Origin of the sequence: Brachybacterium sp. GCM10030268 (assembly GCF_042666305.1) — a bacterium.
Taxonomy (GTDB): domain Bacteria; phylum Actinomycetota; class Actinomycetes; order Actinomycetales; family Dermabacteraceae; genus Brachybacterium.
Map to the genome: position 1 here is coordinate 1 of NZ_JBHTCW010000008.1, position 16,874 is coordinate 16,874.

General features: G+C 70.5%; 15 protein-coding genes and 1 tRNA gene. 13 read left to right on the top strand and 3 right to left on the bottom strand.

The window, feature by feature from the left end; all coding sequences use genetic code 11:
• Positions 1-96: 96 nt before the first annotated feature.
• Positions 97-825: a hypothetical protein gene (locus ACFQRD_RS11730; protein WP_377804293.1), complete on the bottom strand. Its 729-nt coding sequence runs from the start codon at positions 823-825 to the stop codon at positions 97-99.
• A gap of 108 nt (positions 826-933) precedes the next feature.
• Between ACFQRD_RS11730 and ACFQRD_RS11735 the strand changes: the two genes are divergently transcribed.
• The 6 genes from ACFQRD_RS11735 (at position 934) to ACFQRD_RS11760 (ending at position 5,756) form a co-directional block, all read left to right on the top strand.
• Entirely contained in the window at positions 934-1,308 is a 375-nt protein-coding gene (locus ACFQRD_RS11735; RefSeq protein WP_377804295.1) for a hypothetical protein, read from the top strand.
• Positions 1,308-2,849, top strand: coding sequence for a hypothetical protein (locus tag ACFQRD_RS11740; protein WP_377804297.1), 1,542 nt, complete (start codon positions 1,308-1,310; stop codon positions 2,847-2,849). The genes ACFQRD_RS11735 and ACFQRD_RS11740 overlap by 1 nt, the downstream gene beginning before the upstream one ends.
• Before the next feature lie 72 nt (positions 2,850-2,921).
• Positions 2,922-4,376 carry a replication initiator gene (locus ACFQRD_RS11745; protein WP_377804378.1) on the top strand — a complete coding sequence of 485 codons (1,455 nt, stop codon included), beginning with the start codon at positions 2,922-2,924 and terminating at the stop codon, positions 4,374-4,376.
• Positions 4,377-4,531: 155 nt separating this feature from the next.
• Complete coding sequence (locus tag ACFQRD_RS11750; protein WP_377804380.1) at positions 4,532-4,693, top strand: helix-turn-helix transcriptional regulator; 162 nt, start codon at positions 4,532-4,534, stop codon at positions 4,691-4,693.
• On the top strand, positions 4,690-5,358 hold the full coding sequence (locus ACFQRD_RS11755; protein ID WP_377804299.1) for a tyrosine-type recombinase/integrase: 669 nt from the start codon (positions 4,690-4,692) through the stop codon (positions 5,356-5,358). Before ACFQRD_RS11750 ends, ACFQRD_RS11755 begins: the two co-directional genes overlap by 4 nt.
• Positions 5,355-5,756: a tyrosine-type recombinase/integrase gene (locus ACFQRD_RS11760; RefSeq protein WP_377804301.1), complete on the top strand. Its 402-nt coding sequence runs from the start codon at positions 5,355-5,357 to the stop codon at positions 5,754-5,756. The genes ACFQRD_RS11755 and ACFQRD_RS11760 overlap by 4 nt, the downstream gene beginning before the upstream one ends.
• A 25-nt stretch (positions 5,757-5,781) precedes the next feature.
• On the opposite strand, the gene ACFQRD_RS11765 is transcribed toward ACFQRD_RS11760, so the two are convergent.
• A tRNA-Arg gene (locus ACFQRD_RS11765) sits at positions 5,782-5,854 on the bottom strand.
• A 107-nt stretch (positions 5,855-5,961) separates the two neighbouring features.
• Here ACFQRD_RS11765 and ACFQRD_RS11770 point away from each other — a divergent pair.
• Together ACFQRD_RS11770 and ACFQRD_RS11775 are read left to right on the top strand one after the other, a co-directional pair.
• Complete coding sequence (locus ACFQRD_RS11770) at positions 5,962-7,485, top strand: nitrilase-related carbon-nitrogen hydrolase (RefSeq protein ID WP_377804303.1); 1,524 nt, start codon at positions 5,962-5,964, stop codon at positions 7,483-7,485.
• Between the two features lie 65 nt (positions 7,486-7,550).
• Positions 7,551-8,207, top strand: a complete 657-nt coding sequence (locus ACFQRD_RS11775) for a copper resistance protein CopC (RefSeq protein WP_377804305.1) — start codon at positions 7,551-7,553, stop codon at positions 8,205-8,207.
• Positions 8,208-8,358: 151 nt separating this feature from the next.
• Here the strand turns inward: ACFQRD_RS11775 and ACFQRD_RS11780 are convergent, their stop codons facing one another.
• Positions 8,359-8,559 carry an antitoxin gene (locus ACFQRD_RS11780; protein ID WP_377018172.1) on the bottom strand — a complete coding sequence of 67 codons (201 nt, stop codon included), beginning with the start codon at positions 8,557-8,559 and terminating at the stop codon, positions 8,359-8,361.
• Positions 8,560-8,723: 164 nt separating this feature from the next.
• Here ACFQRD_RS11780 and ACFQRD_RS11785 point away from each other — a divergent pair, with 164 nt between their 5' ends.
• The 5 genes from ACFQRD_RS11785 (at position 8,724) to proC (ending at position 16,869) form a co-directional block, all read left to right on the top strand.
• Positions 8,724-9,575, top strand: coding sequence for a DeoR/GlpR family DNA-binding transcription regulator (locus ACFQRD_RS11785; protein ID WP_377804307.1), 852 nt, complete (start codon positions 8,724-8,726; stop codon positions 9,573-9,575).
• Between the two features lie 124 nt (positions 9,576-9,699).
• Positions 9,700-14,613 (top strand): hypothetical protein, encoded by a 4,914-nt coding sequence (locus tag ACFQRD_RS11790; RefSeq protein WP_377804309.1) that lies wholly within the window; start codon positions 9,700-9,702, stop codon positions 14,611-14,613.
• A 36-nt stretch (positions 14,614-14,649) separates the two neighbouring features.
• Positions 14,650-14,859: a hypothetical protein gene (locus ACFQRD_RS11795; RefSeq protein ID WP_377804311.1), complete on the top strand. Its 210-nt coding sequence runs from the start codon at positions 14,650-14,652 to the stop codon at positions 14,857-14,859.
• Positions 14,860-14,964: 105 nt separating this feature from the next.
• Positions 14,965-15,933 carry a DUF368 domain-containing protein gene (locus tag ACFQRD_RS11800; protein ID WP_377804313.1) on the top strand — a complete coding sequence of 323 codons (969 nt, stop codon included), beginning with the start codon at positions 14,965-14,967 and terminating at the stop codon, positions 15,931-15,933.
• A gap of 69 nt (positions 15,934-16,002) precedes the next feature.
• Positions 16,003-16,869, top strand: coding sequence for a pyrroline-5-carboxylate reductase (gene proC / locus ACFQRD_RS11805; protein WP_377804315.1), 867 nt, complete (start codon positions 16,003-16,005; stop codon positions 16,867-16,869).
• Positions 16,870-16,874: the final 5 nt, after the last annotated feature.

The window sequence follows — 16,874 nt, forward strand, 5'->3', positions numbered from 1 at the left end:
CCCCGTTAGTATCCCGAATCACCCACCTCGACCCACAAACCTCCAGGTCAACGGGTTGATAGCTCGCCAGCGACATCACCGTGCATCAAGTCAGGTCTAAAATGGGGGAGTTTCCGGGTCCTCCTGCCGCACCCGAGGAGGCTTGGTTTTCCATTGCTTCCAGATCTCCGCCAGTTCCGGATCGTTCACAAGCGCCTCGTCCATGATTTTCTCTTTATAGTCGCTTAAGAGTCGCCGCCGCCGCCTCGGATGGAGGGTGTTGCTCTCAAAGGCGGGATCCAAGTAGTAGGGGTTCTCTTCGTCAAACTCGTCCGGGATAGGTATTCCAATTGTTCCAGCGAGTGATACCTCTACTGCCTCGTACGCTTTGGCAAGCTTATCTCGAATCGCAAGCTCTTGATCTCGTTCCTCCGATATGCCAGCTAGGTCGAAGTCGAATAGCATGTCAAAAGGGCGAAGGATATCGTCGATCCTGCCGCTGTTATCAATCAAGTGCTTGATGGCGGTGACATGTTCAGGCTTGTATCGCCTACGTAAGGTTGTAGGTGATATTGACTGAGCTTTGGCTAATTCCTTCATTGAAGGTCTCGGATCTGCGATCTCGCGTAAGAATGCGGTCAGCAGTGAGCGTGCGTCCGAAAGTGCTCGGATGGAAAGCGTTGATTCGTCGACCGCCGAGATTGCCCAGTCGTAGCCGATGTCGGCAGGTACTGGGATGCGGAATTGTCGGCTGTGCTCGATGAGGCGGATTGCGGCCTGCGCCACTGCTGGCGGGACCGCTCCGTGGAGCTCGCGAAGCTCGTCGAAGTAGTCGCTTGGTTCCATCTGGCCATGCTACTGGCGGGCGATGGGGTGCTCGTGGGCACGCGATGCTTGCCAAATGGCACGCATCGTGGAACGCTTGCAACCACGACACCGGAAGGGGTGGTTGAGATGGCGACGTTCGCCGTGGACAGCAGCAAGCAGCAGATGATTGGCACGGGTGTGGTGGAGCCCGTCATGGAGTGGGTCGAGGTCGACGGCAAGCGTCGGCCTGGCGACAACCAGGCTCGTCACGAGGACACGGGGATGCCACTGTGGGCGGTGGAGTGCGTCTACCGGTCGGAGGAGTGGGGGCGAGCGTCGACCCTCTCTGAGAAGGTGACGGTCGGTGCGATGAGCAAGCCGAGCGTGCAGCCATTCCGTCCGGTCTCGTTCGATGGCTTGTCGGTATCGGTCCGTGTGGACCGTCGCACGAACTCGATCGCGTGCTCGTGGTCGGCTGAGTCCATCGCCGGTAGTGAGGATGCCAAGAAGGCGGCCGCCTGATGTCGGCCCGGAAGGACGACGACTGGGCGGCGGCTCTCGCCGGTGGATGCCTGGCGGTGCTCTTCATCTCCGCGTCCTGGGTGTTCCGGCGATTCTGGGTCACGCTCGCCTGGTTGACGGCGTTCGCCATGGCTTGGTCGGCGGATGCTGATGCCTACGCGTCATGGCCCGTGCGCACCGTCGTAGTTGCGGGCGTGCTCGTGATTCTGGCGGTGCTGTCGCGGCGTTTCCCCTGGCTGACGAAGGCGCTGCCGGTCGCGTCGGAACTGAGACGGCGCCGTGAGTCTCGGGAGCGCAGTGCGGGAAACCGACTGCTTCGGAAGTTCGGTTTCGTCACGTCCGATGACCCCACTCTCTATCGGACGAGCTTCGCGCGGGGAGTGTGGATGATCGATGCTCCGTTGGCCTCGTTGACGGACCCTCATGCGGTGGAGGTCGTCCTGTGGGATCGGCTCGCGGTCATCGACGGGGCGCAGGACGTGCGCGTGGAGCAGACTGCCGTGGGTGGGCACTTCCGAATCACGTTCTTGAGTGAGCCTAGACGTGACGCGCGGGCTGACCTTGCGCCTCTCGACCGGCCGTTGCCGTGGTCCGGTGACTGGGACGCAGTTCCCTACGGTGTTCGGGCTGACGGAAGTCTCGCCACCCACAGGCTGCGAGAGTGCAGCGGGACGGTCGTTGGCGGGCTTCCTGGTGGAGGGAAGACCGGTGGTCTGACGACTCTTCTGAGCGGGCTCGTCTCGTCTCCTGCGGTGCAGTTCCTGGTCTGGGATGGCAAGGGTGGGCACGACTGGGGGTGGCTCGAGCCGCGGGCAGCTCTCTACAACCGCGACGACGAGGACCGCGAGCGAGTGGCCCTTGAACTCGAGGCGGTGGTGCAGGTGATGCGTTCCCGGCTGGACGGGATGGTCCAGATGCGTGGAGGTCCCTCGATCTGGGAAACGGGCGGGCCCTCGCCGAACATCCCGCTGCTAGTGGTGGTCGTTGACGAGTGCCAGACCGTGCTGGACAAGGAGATGATCCCGAGGGTCGACAAGGACGCCCTGGCGTACCGGCAGCGCACGGAGGCGGCGCTCTCGGTTCTCGTGCGGAAGGGGCGCTCGGTCGGGATCTGGGTCATACCGACGACTCAGAAGCCGACAAGCGATTCGCTCCCGACGACCATCGGTGCGAATGCCGCCAGCGCCATCGCTTTCCGCGTGAAGACCCATGAGGCGGAGCGCGCGATTCTGGGCACGGCGCCGGGGCCGGATGAGCCGTCAGCAACCTCGTTGCCTGCCGTTCCCGGGTATGCGGTGGTCGCGTCCGAGAACGGAGACCGCGAGGTTGTGCGATTCGGCTACCTGTCCAGTGAGGCGGCCGGGCAGATTGCCACCGAACATGCGCATCTTCGTCGGTCGGTGATTGGACCGATTGTCCGTGAGCCGAAGAAGGACCAGGAAGAGAACACGGACTCACCGTCGCCGCCGCGACGCATGGAGGGCTCCTCACGGTCGCGAAGTTCGAGGAGCTCGCGGAAGCCACGGAACGAGGCAGCGTGATGACGCAGACGTGCGGGCAGGCGGTGGCTCGCCATGGATGAGGCCCTGCTCGGTGGATACGTCTCGTCTCGTATGCCGGGTGCGGGTGTGCTTCCGGACCTCGACTTAGCAGACCTCCCTCCGGCGGCTCGTCAGGCTGCGGAACGGTGTGCGCGGAGGGGTCGATGGGCTGAGTGGAGCGAGGCGGCATCGCGCGTCGGGTGGTGTTCGCATCCGGTTCGCCTGCGGGGATCCTCCACAGCAGTGGACACCCGGACTGGACTTGTCGAAAGGTTCAGCTCCTCGAAGGCGCACGATGGAGTGGTCCGGGTCCCCTGTGGGAATCGACGCGCGGACAAGTGCCCGGCCTGCTCTCGCATCTACGCGCGGGACACCTTCGAGCTGATCCGGACGGGCCTGCTGGGTGGCAAGCAGGTTCCCAAGGCGGTGGCGACCAATCCACTGGTGTTCGCGACCATGACCGCTCCCTCATTCGGCCACGTGCATGGGCTGCGAGGCGAAGGGCGCTGCCGTCCTCGGAGCGACGCAGAGGCCTGCCCCCACGGTCGTCTGCGGGGCTGCCATGCATCGCACCCGGAAGGGGATCGCCTGCTGGGCTCGCCGTTGTGCTGGGAGTGCTACGACTGGACATCGGCGGTGGTCTGGCAGTGGCATGCTCCCGAGCTGTGGCGCCGAGCCACTATCGCGCTGCGGCGCGTTCTTGCCGCACACCTGGGAATGACGAGCGCGGGTCTGCGGAAGGTCGCGACGGTGCAGTACGCGAAGGTCGCGGAGTTCCAGGCTCGAGGGCTCGTGCACTTCCATGCGCTGATCCGCCTGGACGGTCCGGATGGTCCCGGTTCCCCATCACCCATTGACGGGCGGATGCTGGCGGTCCTGGTGGAGAAAGCCGTGCGGGGTGTGCGAGTGGAGGCACCTCCCGTGGACGGTGATGACGTGCTGCGGGTTCTGCGCTTCGGGAACCAGTTCGACGCCAAGGTCGTCCGTGCGGGGAGCTCGGGGGACATGCTCGATGACGCACAGAGCAGCGATGAACTGCACGCGGGCCAGGTCGCGGGCTACCTGGCGAAGTACGCAACAAAGTCCACCAGTGGAGATGGGGTGCCGAGTCCCCACCACCAGCGGATGGAGCGGGAGTGCTGGGCACTGTCGAAACGTGCCTATGCCTTCGCGGAGGACTCGCCGTACGTGCTGCTCGGGAAGTGGGCGCGGATGCTCGGATTCCGGGGGCACTTCTCGACCAAGTCACGGGCCTACTCCGTGACCTTGGGGAGGTTGCGCGCGGCGCGGCGCCGGTTCGCTCGGCTGAAGGCTGAGGCAGTGCGCGCGGGTGAACCGCTCGATGTTGCTGATCTGGAGGCGTACCTCCTCTCGGACGAGGAAACGACGTTGGTGGTCGCGTCGTCCTGGGAGTTCGTCGGCAGCGGCTGGGGGAGCCAGGGAGACAAGGAGCTGGCGGAGGCTGCAGCAGCGCGAGCCCGCGAGTATGCACAGCTCAAGGCATCAGCGGTCAGGGCGGAGCAGTGAAGGGAGCGGCACAGCGTGGAGATGGATAAGGAAGACGTTGAGTCTCTAGAACGGGCGTTGATCGTCCAGGCCATGGTCGGCGGCGTGGACGAGGCCGATATCGAGCAGTTGAGCAGAGTGCAGGATCGGAGGCGGAGTCGGTGATGGATGAGTACATGACGAGCGCGGAGGTCGCTCAATGGCTGCGGGTCGACAAATCGACACTGTGCCGGTGGCGTACAGCGGGGATCGGGCCGCGGGTGACCTGGTTGGCGCCGTCGCTTCCTCGGTACGCGCGCGCAGACGTCGAGGCCTGGTTGCGCGAGGTCGCGGCGTGAGCGTGGACAAGCTTCCCTCGGGGAGGTTCCGGGCCCGGGTCAAGCGTGGGCGGCACGTGGTCTCGACGAAGACGTTCGACCGCAAGAAGGACGCTTTGGCGTGGGAAGCTGCTGAGCGCGTGCGTCTTGCTGGAGGGTTCGATCCCCGGCTCGGCAAGAGCACGACCGTTGCCGCTGCGGTGGCAGAGTTCTTGTCCGACCGCGAGGGGCGAGTTGCCGCCTCGACGGTGGCGACGGACCGTCGGTTCCTGAATGCTCTTCCGGTCTCGGTGTCGCGGTCACCGGTGGGGGAGCTGACCCATGCGGAGGTTGAGCGCTACGTTCACCGGCTCCGTGTCTCGGCGGGGACGAAGAGGCGTGCCCTGATCTCGCTCTCGGCGTTCTTCGGGTGGGCCGTACGTCGGGGTTTTCGCATCGACAACCCGGCAAAGGGTGTGAAGATCGCAGGGGAGGCCCCGAATCATGCCGCGACCATGGCGACGTGGGATGACGTGGAGATGATCGCGGCGCAGATCAATGACCCGGGGTACCGCCTGTACGTGCGGGTGATGGCGTACACCGGTCTCCGCCCGGGCGAGATGAGAGCTGTCCGAGTCGGTGACGTGTCCGGGGGCGACTCCGGGTGCTTCGGTCCCATCCTGAGGGGCATCCGGAGAAGGACGTGAAGAACCACCAGGCGCGGTTCGTCCCCGTCGCTGCTGCGGTGCGTGGCGACCTGGAGCAGCACATGTCGGAACGTTCGCCTCGGGAGCGCGTCTTCACAGCGCCCGGGGGAGGTCTGGTCGCATCGCGGAACCTGCGTCGAGACGTGCACTGGTCGGTGATCGCCCCGGAGCTGCGGCTGTACGACCTTCGGCATGTAGCGGTCTCAGAGTGGGTGCGTGCCGGTGTGCCGCTGGCGACGGTACGGACCTGGGCCGGGCACTCTTCGCTGTCGGTCACATCGCGCTACACCCACGTGGCGGGGAGCGAAGATGTCGCGGCGCTGGAGCTGGTGAACGGCAGGGCGGGTGTCACGCGGGGGTCACAGGCGACCCAGGGATCGCAGGAGACCGTCCGATGACGGCCTTCCTCGCTGGTCAGTACGGTGCCCCCGGCAGGATTCGAACCTGCGACACCCGCTTTAGGAGAGCGGTGCTCTATCCCCTGAGCTACGGAGGCGGACCGGCCCCGTGGACCGGTGCCCGCATGTGTCGTCGTGTGGCGCGCTGGTCATCGTCACGACACATGGGCCCGGCCATCGTAGCGCCCCGTGGCAGGATCGACCCATGTCGAGGCACCGTCACGAGATCACCGCCACCGTCACCAGTGTGGTGCTGGCCGGGGGCAGCTCCTCCCGCCTGGGCGGCGAGGACAAGACCCGTCTGCGCATCGCCGGCGCCCCCGTGCTGGAGCGGGTGCTGCGCGCCGCGCCCGCCGGACGGCGCGTCGTCGTCGGGCCGGCGACCGAGGACGGCGCCGACCTCGCGGGCCGCCACGGGGCCCACTTCGTCCGCGAGGATCCTCCGGGGTCCGGCCCGCTGGCCGCACTCGCCCGTGGTGTCGGCGAGCTCACGCGGGCGGACGACGGGGAGTCCGGGGTCGACCACATCGGCACCGCCGGCGTGCAGACGGTGCTGGTGCTCGGCGGGGACATGCCGTTGCTGCGCCCCGAGACCCTCACCGCCCTGTGTGCCGACAGCGCGGCCACCGGGCGCGTGGTGGCGCTCGCCGACAGCGACGGCCGCACCCAGTACCTGTGCGCCGCCTGGCCCCTGGCCAGGCTGCTCGACGCCCTGGCCGCGGTGGAGAACCCGGAGGGCGGTTGGGCGGACGGCAGCCTGCGCAGCCTCTACGCGCAGCTGGGGGAGGGCGAGCTGACGACCCGCGCCGCCATCGGAGCGGAGGCGACCGACGTGGACACCCCCGAGTCTCTCGCCGAGGCGCGTCGCGCCGCCGGCCCGCGCATCGCTCTGGCGCAGATCACCGTCAGTGAGGAGTTCGAGACGACGGCACGCACGGTCCGCCGCGCGGTCGCCGACGCCGCAGCCGCCGGGGCCCACCTGGTGCTGCTGCCCGAGGCGACCCTGACCCCGTTCGGCACGGACCTGCGTCGCGCCGCGGAGGCCCATCACGATGCCTTCGAGTCCCTCCTCCAGGAGCTGGCCGACCAGCACGCCCTCGTCATCGCGGCGGGGTCCTTCACCACCGCCGACGCCGACCGTGTGCACAACACGGTCATCGTCCGCGGCCCCGCTCCGGGCAGCCACGCCACCGCCGCCGCGACCGACGACGCGGGCGGCGCGGCCGACGACCCGATCCATCTCGAGTACCGCAAGATCCACCTCTTCGATGCCTACGGCCACCGCGAGTCCGACACCGTCGCTCCCGGCCGCGAACTCGTGACGATCGACCTCCATGGCACCCGCCTGGGCCTTGCCACCTGCTATGACGTGCGCTTCGCCGAGCAGTTCACGGCCCTGGCCCGTCGCGGCGCCGAGGCGATCCTGCTTCCGCTGGCCTGGGCCGACGGGCCCGGCAAGAGCGAACAGCTGCGGCTGCTGCTGCAGGCCCGTGCGCTGGACTCGACCAGCGTCGTCCTCGCCGCCGACCAGGCACCTCCGACGGATTACTCAGGCCGTGCGGCCCATGGGATCGGCCAGAGCGCCGTCATCGGCCCCCTCGGTCAGATCCGGCAGGAGCTCGGGCGTGAGGAGGGCATGCTCGTGGTCGATCTCGACCTGGCGGAGATCGCCGCCGCCCGCGCCGCCCTGCCCGTCCTGGAGCACGCTGCGGACCTCCCGCCTGCGTGAGCGGGCCCGGCACGTGTGATCGAGGGCATGCTCGGGCTCTCAGAGCTCAGGCGTAGCCTGCTCCCGTGATTTCTCGAGCATCCCGCGACCTGCACACCGTCCCCGCCGCGCTGATCGGGCTGGCCGCCGCCGTGATAGTGGCTCTCACGCTGCTGCCCGCGCCGGCGCACGCCCACGACACGCTGATCTCCACGGATCCGGCCGACGGGGACACGCTGGAGACCTCGCCCGATGACATCACGCTGACCTTCTCCGCCGACGTGCTCGAGGTGAGCCCCGTCGTCCGCATCAGCGACGAGTCCGGCGAGACCCTGAGCGAGATCACGCCGAGCGTCGAGGGGCCGACCGCGACGGCGGAGCTCGAGGAGCCGCTGCCGGCCGGCACGTACACGGTCGAATGGCGGGTCGTCTCCTCGGACGGCCACCCGATCGAGGGCACCTTCGACATCACCGTCGAGCAGGACACCGACGCCGGCGCGGCCGCCGATCCCGCGGCCAGCGACGGTGGCGGCCAGTCGAGCGACGGGGGAGAAGCCGCGTCCAGCGACGCCGGAGGAGCCGCGCAGAGCGATGCCGGCGGGGCCGAGCAGTCCAGCGCAGCATCCCAGGAGGAGCCCGCCGATCAGAACGGGTCGATGATGCCGTGGCTGCTCGGGATCGTCGGTGTCGCCGTCGTCGGCGTGGCCATCGCGGCGTTCTTCACCCTGCGCAAGCGGTCCTGAGGGGGCGTGCGCCGGACGGGAGCGGGGCAGGAGCCGCCCGTCTCCGGGTGATGCCGCCCGCGAACGTCTCGATCCCGTACACAGCCCCCGCGCAGGAAAGAGCCCCCAGTGCTGCAGCACCGGGGGCTCCTCGATCACGACGGGACGGTGATCAGTTCCCGCCCTGGTTCTCGTCGCCGCCGAGGCCCAGCTGATCGCGGGCGGCGTCGGCCCCGCTGTCGACCTGCTCGTCGAACTGATCCGGAGTGCGCTCCTTGATCTGCTCGGCCGCCGCGTCGATACCCTGCTCGGCCTGCTCGGAGTTCTCGCCGGCGAAGTCCTTCGCCTTGTTCAGCGCGTCATCGAAACCCATGATGGTCACCCTTTCGTTCGCGGAACCGCCCCACATCCGGGGCGACGCGGTCAACCTACGTCGCTGTGAAGCGTGACTCAAACGTGACCTTCAAACTGGCCGCGAACTGACCGGTTCTGCCCGAATAACCCCCTCACCGGGACGAGGTGAGCAACAATGGATGCGTGAATCTGCGCAGCTCGCCGGCGGACGGACCCTCCACCCCCTCGAAGCGTCCCCCGCTGCCCAAGGACCGGTCCGCCCGCTGGGACCACGTGCTGAATCTGCTCGCCTCCAGCAAGCGGCTGAGCGTCTCGGAGGTCGCCGCCGAGCTCGGGATCAGCGAATCCACGGTGCGCCGCGACTTCATGGAGATGGAGCGCGCCCAGCTCGTGCGTCGCACCCACGGCGGGATCGTGGCGATCGACGTCGCCTACTCTCTCGCCACCGTCCCCCGGGCCACGGACGAGAACTCGGCGCAGCGCGAGGCGGTGGCCGACTTCGCCGCGTCCCTGGTCGAGCCGGGTCAGATCATCGGCTTCAACGGCGGGCGCACCACCACGGCGACCTCCCGCCGCGCCGTCGCCCGTCCCGACATCGACTCCCGCGACGGCAGCCCGGGCCTGACGGTCGTCTGCGCGGCGCTGAACATCGCCACCGAGGCGGTGCTGCGGCCCTCCGTGCGCACCGTCGTCCTCGGCGGGGTCGCCGAGCCCTACTCCTTCGAGCTGACGGGCCCGCTGGCCACGGCGACCATGCGGGACCTGTGGCTGGACACGATGTTCGTCGGCACCGTCGGGCTCGACATCGATGCCGGCCTGACCTGCAACTCCGACTCGGAGGCCGGCGTCACCCGGATCATGATCGGCCACTCCCGGCGGGTCGTGGGGCTTGCGACGGCCGACAAGATCGGCCACCGCGCCCTCGCCGGCATCTGCCCGGTCTCGGTGCTGACCGACCTGATCATCGCCGGGCCGGTCCCGGACGAGCTGCGAGCCCATCTCGCCGAGGCCTCGGTGCGGCTGCACGAGGTGTGAACCGGCCAGGGCCCGGCCGGACCCGCCGGCCGATGCCGGGGCGCGGGCCGATGTGAGCAGGACCAGCGATGCGCCCGGCACGCCTGCGCGAGCGGAGGCCCCTGTCCCGGTAGCGTGAGCAACCATGTGGAGACTCCTGCGCGGCAAGAACCGCCCGGACGGCACGGCACAGGACGCGGACCCCCGCGACGACGCCCTGTCGGCCCTGGCTCGCGAGCATCGGGCCGCCGGGAAGCCCGCCCGCAGCGGCGACGACCGGCCGGAGACCGCCGCCTCCCGCCGTTCCCAGCGCACCGCATCGGCGAGTACCCAGGACAGGCCCGAGAGTACCGGTGGCGTGGACATCGTCGTGGATCGGCACCTCGACGAGGTCGGGGCCGGGATCGCGCCCGAGCAGGACGAGGACGACCTGCCCGCACCGCCGCGCGAGCATCGCCCGCTCAGCCGGGACGACCTGGTCGCCGACGCCCTGGACCGTTGGGCCCAGCAGATCACCGGCGGCGTCACCGCGCCCTCGTTCCTGACCCAGATCCGGGCCGGTGCGACCGTCCTGGACCTCAGCCACTCCCACCCCTCGGGCCTGGCACAGCTGCTCGCCGGTCGCGGCCCGACCCGACTGTCCTCCCTGGTCCGCGAGGTCGGCGCCCTGGCCGACGCCCGTGCGCACGCCCGCACCATCCGCGAGGTGGCCGAGCGCCACGCGGAAGAGGTGGGCCTGACCACCTGCCATCTCGGCATCGGAGAGGCCACCTGGATCCCGGAGGACGGCTCCGAGCCGATCCACGCTCCCGTCCTGGTGCGCCCCATCACCCTGCGCCTGCGCGGCAACGCCCGCGAGGACGTCGACCTCGAGGTGGACACCACCGCCGACCTGAACCCGGTGCTGCTGCGCTCCCTGCGCGAGGCCGGCGTCGCCGTCGACGCCCGCGCACTGCTGGCGACCACCGACAGCACGCACGGCTTCGACCCCAATCCGGTGCTCGACGCCTTCCGCTCCCTCGGCCAGCCGTTGCCCGGCTTCCGCGTCACCCACGCTCTCGTGGTCGGCAATCTCATGGACGCCGCCGGGTCGGTCGCCGAGGACCTCGCCATCGATCGCAGCGACTGGTCCTCCTCCCCGCTGATCGCCGCGCTCGCCGGTGACGCCGAGGCCCAGGCCGTGGTGCGCCCCGATCCGGGCGAGCGTGACGGCGACGAAGCAGCCCACGCCGGCCGCGCAGACACCCCAGGCACCGCAGACACCGCGGATCACGCCGTTCCCGAGGTCCCCGAGGACGAACTGGTCGCGGCGGTGGACCCCGATCACCGCAAGGTGCTCGCGCGGGTGCTCGCCGGCCAGGACCTCGCTGTGGCGACACCGCCGGGAACCGGCAGCCTCGACCTCGTCGTCGACCTCGCCGAGGAGCTCAACGCCCGCGGCCGCAGCGTGCTGGTGGTCTCCCAGCGCCGCCGCAATCTGGCCCAGCTGGTCCAGCTCGCGCGCGGGCGGGGACTGGAGGAGCTCGTCTTCGATCTCTCCCCGGACCCGTCGTTGCAGCGCAACGCCTCCGCTGCGCTGCTGCGCAGCCTGCGACGCGCCGGCTCCTACGGTCTGGGCGCCGGTGACACCGCCCCGGCGGAACTGGGCGAGACGCGCGAGACCCTGGTCGGCCACGTGGAGGCGATGCATCGCATCCAGCACCCGTGGGGAGCCTCCGCCCACGACGCGATCTCCGCGCTCGCCGCCCTGACCCGGCTGCGTCCGGCGCCCCGCACGCAGGTGCGCCTGCGCGCCGATGTCGCGGCCCAGATGGTCGGCGCCGACCGTGATCGCTTCGCGGCTGCTCTGCGCGAGGCCGCAGAGGTCGGGATCCTCTCCAGCGGGCCGGAGGAGTCCGCCTGGTACGGCGCGCCCATCAGCTCGGACACGCAGGCCGCCCGCGCCGAGGAGCTCGTCTCCGTGCTGCGCGAGGAGATCCTGCCGCAGCTGCGCAGGGCGTGCGACGTGACCGGCGGGAAGCTCGGCCTCGCCGAGCCCACCAGCCTCCGGCAGCTGACCCAGCGGCTGAGCCTGCTGGACCGTGTGCAGGCACTGCTGTCGACCTTCCAGGCCGCGGTGTTCGTCTCCCCGCTGGCCGATCTCGAAGCTGCGACGGCCGACAAGGCCTGGCGCATCGAGCACGGCGTGACCATGGGGTGGGGCACGCGGCGCCGACTGCGCAAGGAGGCCGCCTCCCTGCAGCGCCCCTCCTCCCTGTCCCCGGACCTCCACCGCGACCTCACCGAGGCCCGCCGCGTCGCCGAGGACTGGCGGCGGGTCACGGCTGAGCGCGAGGCCGACGGCGGATCGAGCGCTGCCGCCTCTGCCTCGTCGGCCCCGCAGTCGCCGTCGGACGCCGACTCCTCTTCGGATGCCGTCTCGCCCGCCGGCTCCGGTTCGCCCACCGGCTCGGCCTCGTCCGCGGGCCCCAGGCGGTCCCGGTCGGCCCCCGGCTCCAAGCCGTCCCTCCCGCCGGATCTCGCCGCCGTGCACCGCACCGCGGACCGCGCCCAGAAGGTGCTCGACGAGCTGGCGGTGCTGCTGGATGGCACCGAGGCCGGCAGCGACCTCGCCCGCACCGACCTCGACGAGCTCGAGCGCCGCTTCGAGGCGCTGCACCGCGACCGTGCAGATCTCGAGAATCTGCCGCGCCGCACCGAGCTGCTGCGGCGCCTGTCCTTCGACGGGCTCGGCGAGCTGGTCGAGGATCTCCGCATGCGGCGCGTGCCGATCGACCAGGTCGAGGCGGAGCTGGAGCTGTGCTGGTGGCGCACCGTGCTGGAGCTGATCGCCGGGGCGGAGCCCACCATCTCCCAGTACGACGGCACCTCGCTCTCGCAGGTCGCCGAACGCTTCCGGCGCCTGGACGCCGAATACCTCGCCAGCGCCTCCGCACGGGTCCACGCCGCGGCCGACGAGGCCCGCGTGGAGACCATGAAGACCTACCCGGACACCTCCCGCGCGGCGATCGCGGAGCTGGCCCGCTCCTCGACCGTCTCGATCCGCGACCTGGCCGCGAAATACGAGGACATCCTCTTCGCCGCCCGGCCCACCTGGCTGGCCTCCCCGTACCTGGTCCCGCAGGTGATCCCGCGTGGCCGCCACTTCGACGTGGTGATCGTGGCCGACGGAGGCCGCCTGCCCACTGCCGCCGCCCTGCCCTCGATCGTGCGCGCCGAACAGACCGTCGTCGTCGGCGATCCGCTCGAGTACGGCGGCGACGGCGCTCCCAGCCTGCTGGACGACATGCTGCGCATCGCCCCGCACGTCGAGCTGCTGCGCGACAAGCACCCGGCCACCGACGGGCTGCGCACCTTCGCCCAGCGCCGAGCCCTAGTGGGTGAGGTGGTCGCCGTGCCCAGCCCCATCGCCCCCGAGCAGGACCGCCTGGTGCGGGTGGAGAACGGCCGCGGCGCGGTCACCGAGGGCATGGAGTACGTCGAGAGCACCGAGGCCGAGCTGCGCCGCGTGACCGACCTCGTCATCGAGCACGCCCGCACCCGCCCCGAGCGCTCCCTCGCGGTGCTGACATTCACCGAGGACCATGCCCGGCGCCTGATGGACCGCATCATGAACACCGTCTCGGTGATCCCCGCGCTGCGCGACTACTTCGACCCCGGCGCCCGCGAGGTGTTCACGGTGCTGCCCGCCGCCCAGGCGACCTCGATCCTGCGCGACGACATCATCGTCTCGGTCGGGTTCGGCAAGACGCCGCACGGCCGGCTCCTGCACCGCTTCGGTCCCCTATCCGAGCCCGACGGCCGCAAGGCCCTGGCCACGGTCATCACGCGCGCCCGCGGCCGCACCACCGTCGTCTCCTCGATCGACGTCCAGGACCTCGACCACACCCGCCTGCGCAGCGAAGGCGCCCGTGACCTGCGGGCGATGCTGTGGGTGCTGCGCGGCGGGCCCGACGTCCCCGTGCTGCCCCACGTCGCGGCGCTGACCGGACGCGAGGAGCTCAGCGCCCCGCCGGAGACCGAGGCGCCGCGCCGATCGCCGGCCGCCCCGGGCGAGGACGCCGAGGACACCGCCGCCGCACGTGGCGCCTCGCCGGCATCGGCCGCTCAGACATCCGGCAGCAGCCCCGAATCGGAACTGTCGGACGAGGACCTCGACGCGGCCATCGAGGCGGCCCTGGCCCGGAAATCCGCTGATTCCGCGGGTGGCGGCGACACGGAGCAGCAGGCGAGCGCAGCCGATGCCGCGGAGGCGGGAGCTCCCTCACCGAGCGATCCTGAGCCGGTCGGCGAACAGAGCGTCGAGGATGACGGGGCCGGCGGCACGGCGACCACCGCGGCGGTGACGGACCCTGATGCATCAGGGGACGCAGCGCGCGGCCCCGATGCCGAGGCGACCGCCCAGGCCGACCAGGGCGCGCAGGCTGACGAGGCTGCGGAGCCCGCCGCCCCGCGCGAGCTGGAGACCGATGCACTCGTGCGCGACCTCGCCGACCGTCTGTGGCGACTGGGACTGCTGGTCGAGAGCAACTTCGGCCTGACCTCGGACCGCATCGAGCTCGCCCTGGGGCACCCCGAGATGCCCGGCCGCCTCCTGCTCGCGGTGGACACCGACGGCGCCCGCTACGTGGCCACCTCCAGCCAGCGCGAGCGCGACCGTCTGCGCGCCGAACGCCTCGAGGCCGCCGGCTGGGCGACCGAGCGGGTGTGGTCATGGGCGCTGTTCATCGATCCCGACGGGGAGGCCGAACGCATCCGCCGCGCGGTGGACCGGGCCCTGCGACTGGTCCAGGCCGAGGAGCGCTCCGATTCGCCCAGCGGCGTCGGCACCATCCGCCATCGCCTGCCGCGCCCGCAGATCCCCGCCGGGCATCCGCTGTCCTTCTACTCCAGCGAGGATTTCGACGCCGTGGTGGAGTACATCTGCTCCGACGGCCGGGCCCGCCTCGAGGAGCACCTGGCCACCGAGGTGCGCAGCTTCCTCGGCTTCGAGCACCGGTCCGTGCTGCTGGACGTGTCGGTCTCCAGCGCGATCCGCCGCTACCAGGAACGGCAATGACCCACCGGGAGCGGCGATGAGCCAGCAGGAACAGCGATGAGCCGCCGAGTCGTGATCTCCTCGGTGACGGGCAAGCCCATCGCCTGGGACGAGCCCCAGGACGACGAGCCCGGCGAGTCCGAGCCGGAGCGTCGCCCGATCGTGCCGGACCGCCTGGCCGAGGAGACCCCGGAGCCCGGGACCGACGAATCCAACGATCACCGCATCGCCGGAGACGTCCCGCCCCACTGGGGACCCGGGCGCTGAAGCGCTCGATCCCGACCCCGACACCACCGGGATCTCGCGCGACATGACGGGGCTCGAGACCGGCATTGACCGAGGCCCCAGCAAGCGCCCCGTACGCTAGCGGCCATGACGGACCCCGCCTCTGCCCCCTCGGAGAACGCCGCCTCGGAGAACGCCGCCTCGGCGGAGCCTGGCCGGGAGCCGGCTCTGCCGCAGCACCGCAACCCCCTGGGGAACCTGCTGCGCGGAGCGCTCATCGGTCTGGTCGAGACCATCCCCGGAGTCAGCGGCGGCACGGTCGCCCTGGTCACCGGGATCTATGACGAGCTGATCGACTCCGGCCACCACGTCACCGCTGCCGCCCGCCGGCTGGTCACCGGCCCGGATCGCCTCACCTCGATGCGCCGGGAGCTGCGGGCCGTCTCCTGGATCCTGGTGATCCCGCTGCTGATCGGCATGGGCGCCGCCGTGCTGACCCTGGCCGGCCCGGTCTCACACCTCGTCGAGACCTTCCCGCAGACCATGCGTGCGCTGTTCTTCGGACTGGTGCTCGGCTCGGTCATGGTCCCTGTCCGTCTCTCCGGCGGGGCCTGGCGGGGCGCGGAGTACCTCCGCTTCGCCGGGGGAGCGGTCATCGCGTTCGCGCTGACCTCGCTGCCCGCCGCCAACCTCGAGCCGAGCCTGTGGATCATCGCGCCCGCGGCCGCCCTAGCGGTCAGCGCCCTCGTGCTGCCCGGCCTGTCGGGCTCCTTCATCCTGCTCAGCCTGGGGCTCTACCAGCCTGTGCTGCAGGCCGTCGACCAGCGGGACCTCGGCTTCATCGCCTGGTTCGGACTGTGGGCCTGCGTGGGCCTGGTGGTGATGGTCAAGCTGCTGCGCTACGTGCTGACCCGCTACCACCGCAGCACCATGGTGGTCCTCGCCGGGCTGATGGTCGGCGCCCTGCGCAGCCTGTGGCCGTGGCAGGACGAAGCCGGATCCCTGCAGGCGCCCGACGCCGACTGGCTCGCGCTGCTGGGTCTGGCGGTGCTCGGTGTGGTCGCCGTGCAGCTGCTGATCCTGCTGGAGAAGCGCACCGTCTCCGAGCACAGCTGAGCCCGCGGCGACGGGGCGGGAGGCCGTTCGCTCCCTCCCTGTTCGGGCAGCCGCCGTACCCTGGTCGTCATGACTGCATCCTCCTCGCACCCCGCCGCCCACACCTCTGCCGAGCAGTCCGGTCCGGACCTCTCCGGAGTGCGGATCGCGCTGATCGGAGCCGGCAACATGGGCGGCCCCGTCGCCCGTGCCTTCCTCAGCGCGGGCGTGACCGCCGAGAATCTGCAGATCGTCAACTCGACCTCCGCCAGCAGCGAGCGGGCCGCCGCGGAGCTCGGCGCCACCGCCGCCTCCCGCTCCGAGGCGCTCGAGGGGGCCGACGTCGTCGTCCTCGGGGTCAAGCCGTACCAGGTCCTGGATCTGCTCTCCAAGATCCGCGACTCCCTGCCCGCCGGCGCCGTGGTGATCTCCCTGGCCGCCGGCGTCACGATCGCCGCTATGGAGGCCGCCCTCCCGGCCGGCATGCCCGTCGAGCGGGCGATGCCCAACACGCCGATCGCGGTGGGGGAGGGCGTCGTCGGCCTCATGCGTGGCACCAGTGTCGAGGACGCTCAGCACGCCCTGGTCCACGCCCTGTTCGCCCGCGCCGGCGTCGCCGTGGACATCACTGAGGAGCAGGTGCATGCCTTCATCGGCGCCGCCGGGTCTCTTCCCGCCTTCACCTACCTGATCATCGAGGCGATGACCGACGAGGCCGTCCGCCTGGGCCTCAAGCGCGATCTGGCCGCCTCCCTGATCCAGCAGACCGTCCGCGGCGCCGCGACCGTGCTGAGCGATACCGGTGCCCATCCGGCGGCGGCCAAGAACGCGGTCAGCTCTCCGGGCGGGACCACCGTCCAGGGCCTGGCCGCGATGGAACGCGCCGGGGTCCGTGCGGGCGTGGCCGGTGCGATGGCCGCCGCCGCCGACCACTCCCGGCAGATGGCCGGCGACTGACAGGC

What these genes read in the sequence shown, in the direction of transcription:
- ACFQRD_RS11730 (WP_377804293.1), bottom strand. Translation starts at nt 825, where the DNA reads ATGGAACCAAGCGACTACTTCGACGAGCTTCGCGAGCTCCACGGAGCG.
- ACFQRD_RS11735 (WP_377804295.1), top strand. Translation starts at nt 934, where the DNA reads ATGGCGACGTTCGCCGTGGACAGCAGCAAGCAGCAGATGATTGGCACG.
- ACFQRD_RS11740 (WP_377804297.1), top strand. Translation starts at nt 1,308, where the DNA reads ATGTCGGCCCGGAAGGACGACGACTGGGCGGCGGCTCTCGCCGGTGGA.
- ACFQRD_RS11745 (WP_377804378.1), top strand. Translation starts at nt 2,922, where the DNA reads ATGCCGGGTGCGGGTGTGCTTCCGGACCTCGACTTAGCAGACCTCCCT.
- ACFQRD_RS11750 (WP_377804380.1), top strand. Translation starts at nt 4,532, where the DNA reads ATGACGAGCGCGGAGGTCGCTCAATGGCTGCGGGTCGACAAATCGACA.
- ACFQRD_RS11770 (WP_377804303.1), top strand. Translation starts at nt 5,962, where the DNA reads ATGTCGAGGCACCGTCACGAGATCACCGCCACCGTCACCAGTGTGGTG.
- ACFQRD_RS11780 (WP_377018172.1), bottom strand. Translation starts at nt 8,559, where the DNA reads ATGGGTTTCGATGACGCGCTGAACAAGGCGAAGGACTTCGCCGGCGAG.
- ACFQRD_RS11790 (WP_377804309.1), top strand. Translation starts at nt 9,700, where the DNA reads ATGTGGAGACTCCTGCGCGGCAAGAACCGCCCGGACGGCACGGCACAG.
- ACFQRD_RS11795 (WP_377804311.1), top strand. Translation starts at nt 14,650, where the DNA reads ATGAGCCGCCGAGTCGTGATCTCCTCGGTGACGGGCAAGCCCATCGCC.
- ACFQRD_RS11800 (WP_377804313.1), top strand. Translation starts at nt 14,965, where the DNA reads ATGACGGACCCCGCCTCTGCCCCCTCGGAGAACGCCGCCTCGGAGAAC.
- proC (WP_377804315.1), top strand. Translation starts at nt 16,003, where the DNA reads ATGACTGCATCCTCCTCGCACCCCGCCGCCCACACCTCTGCCGAGCAG.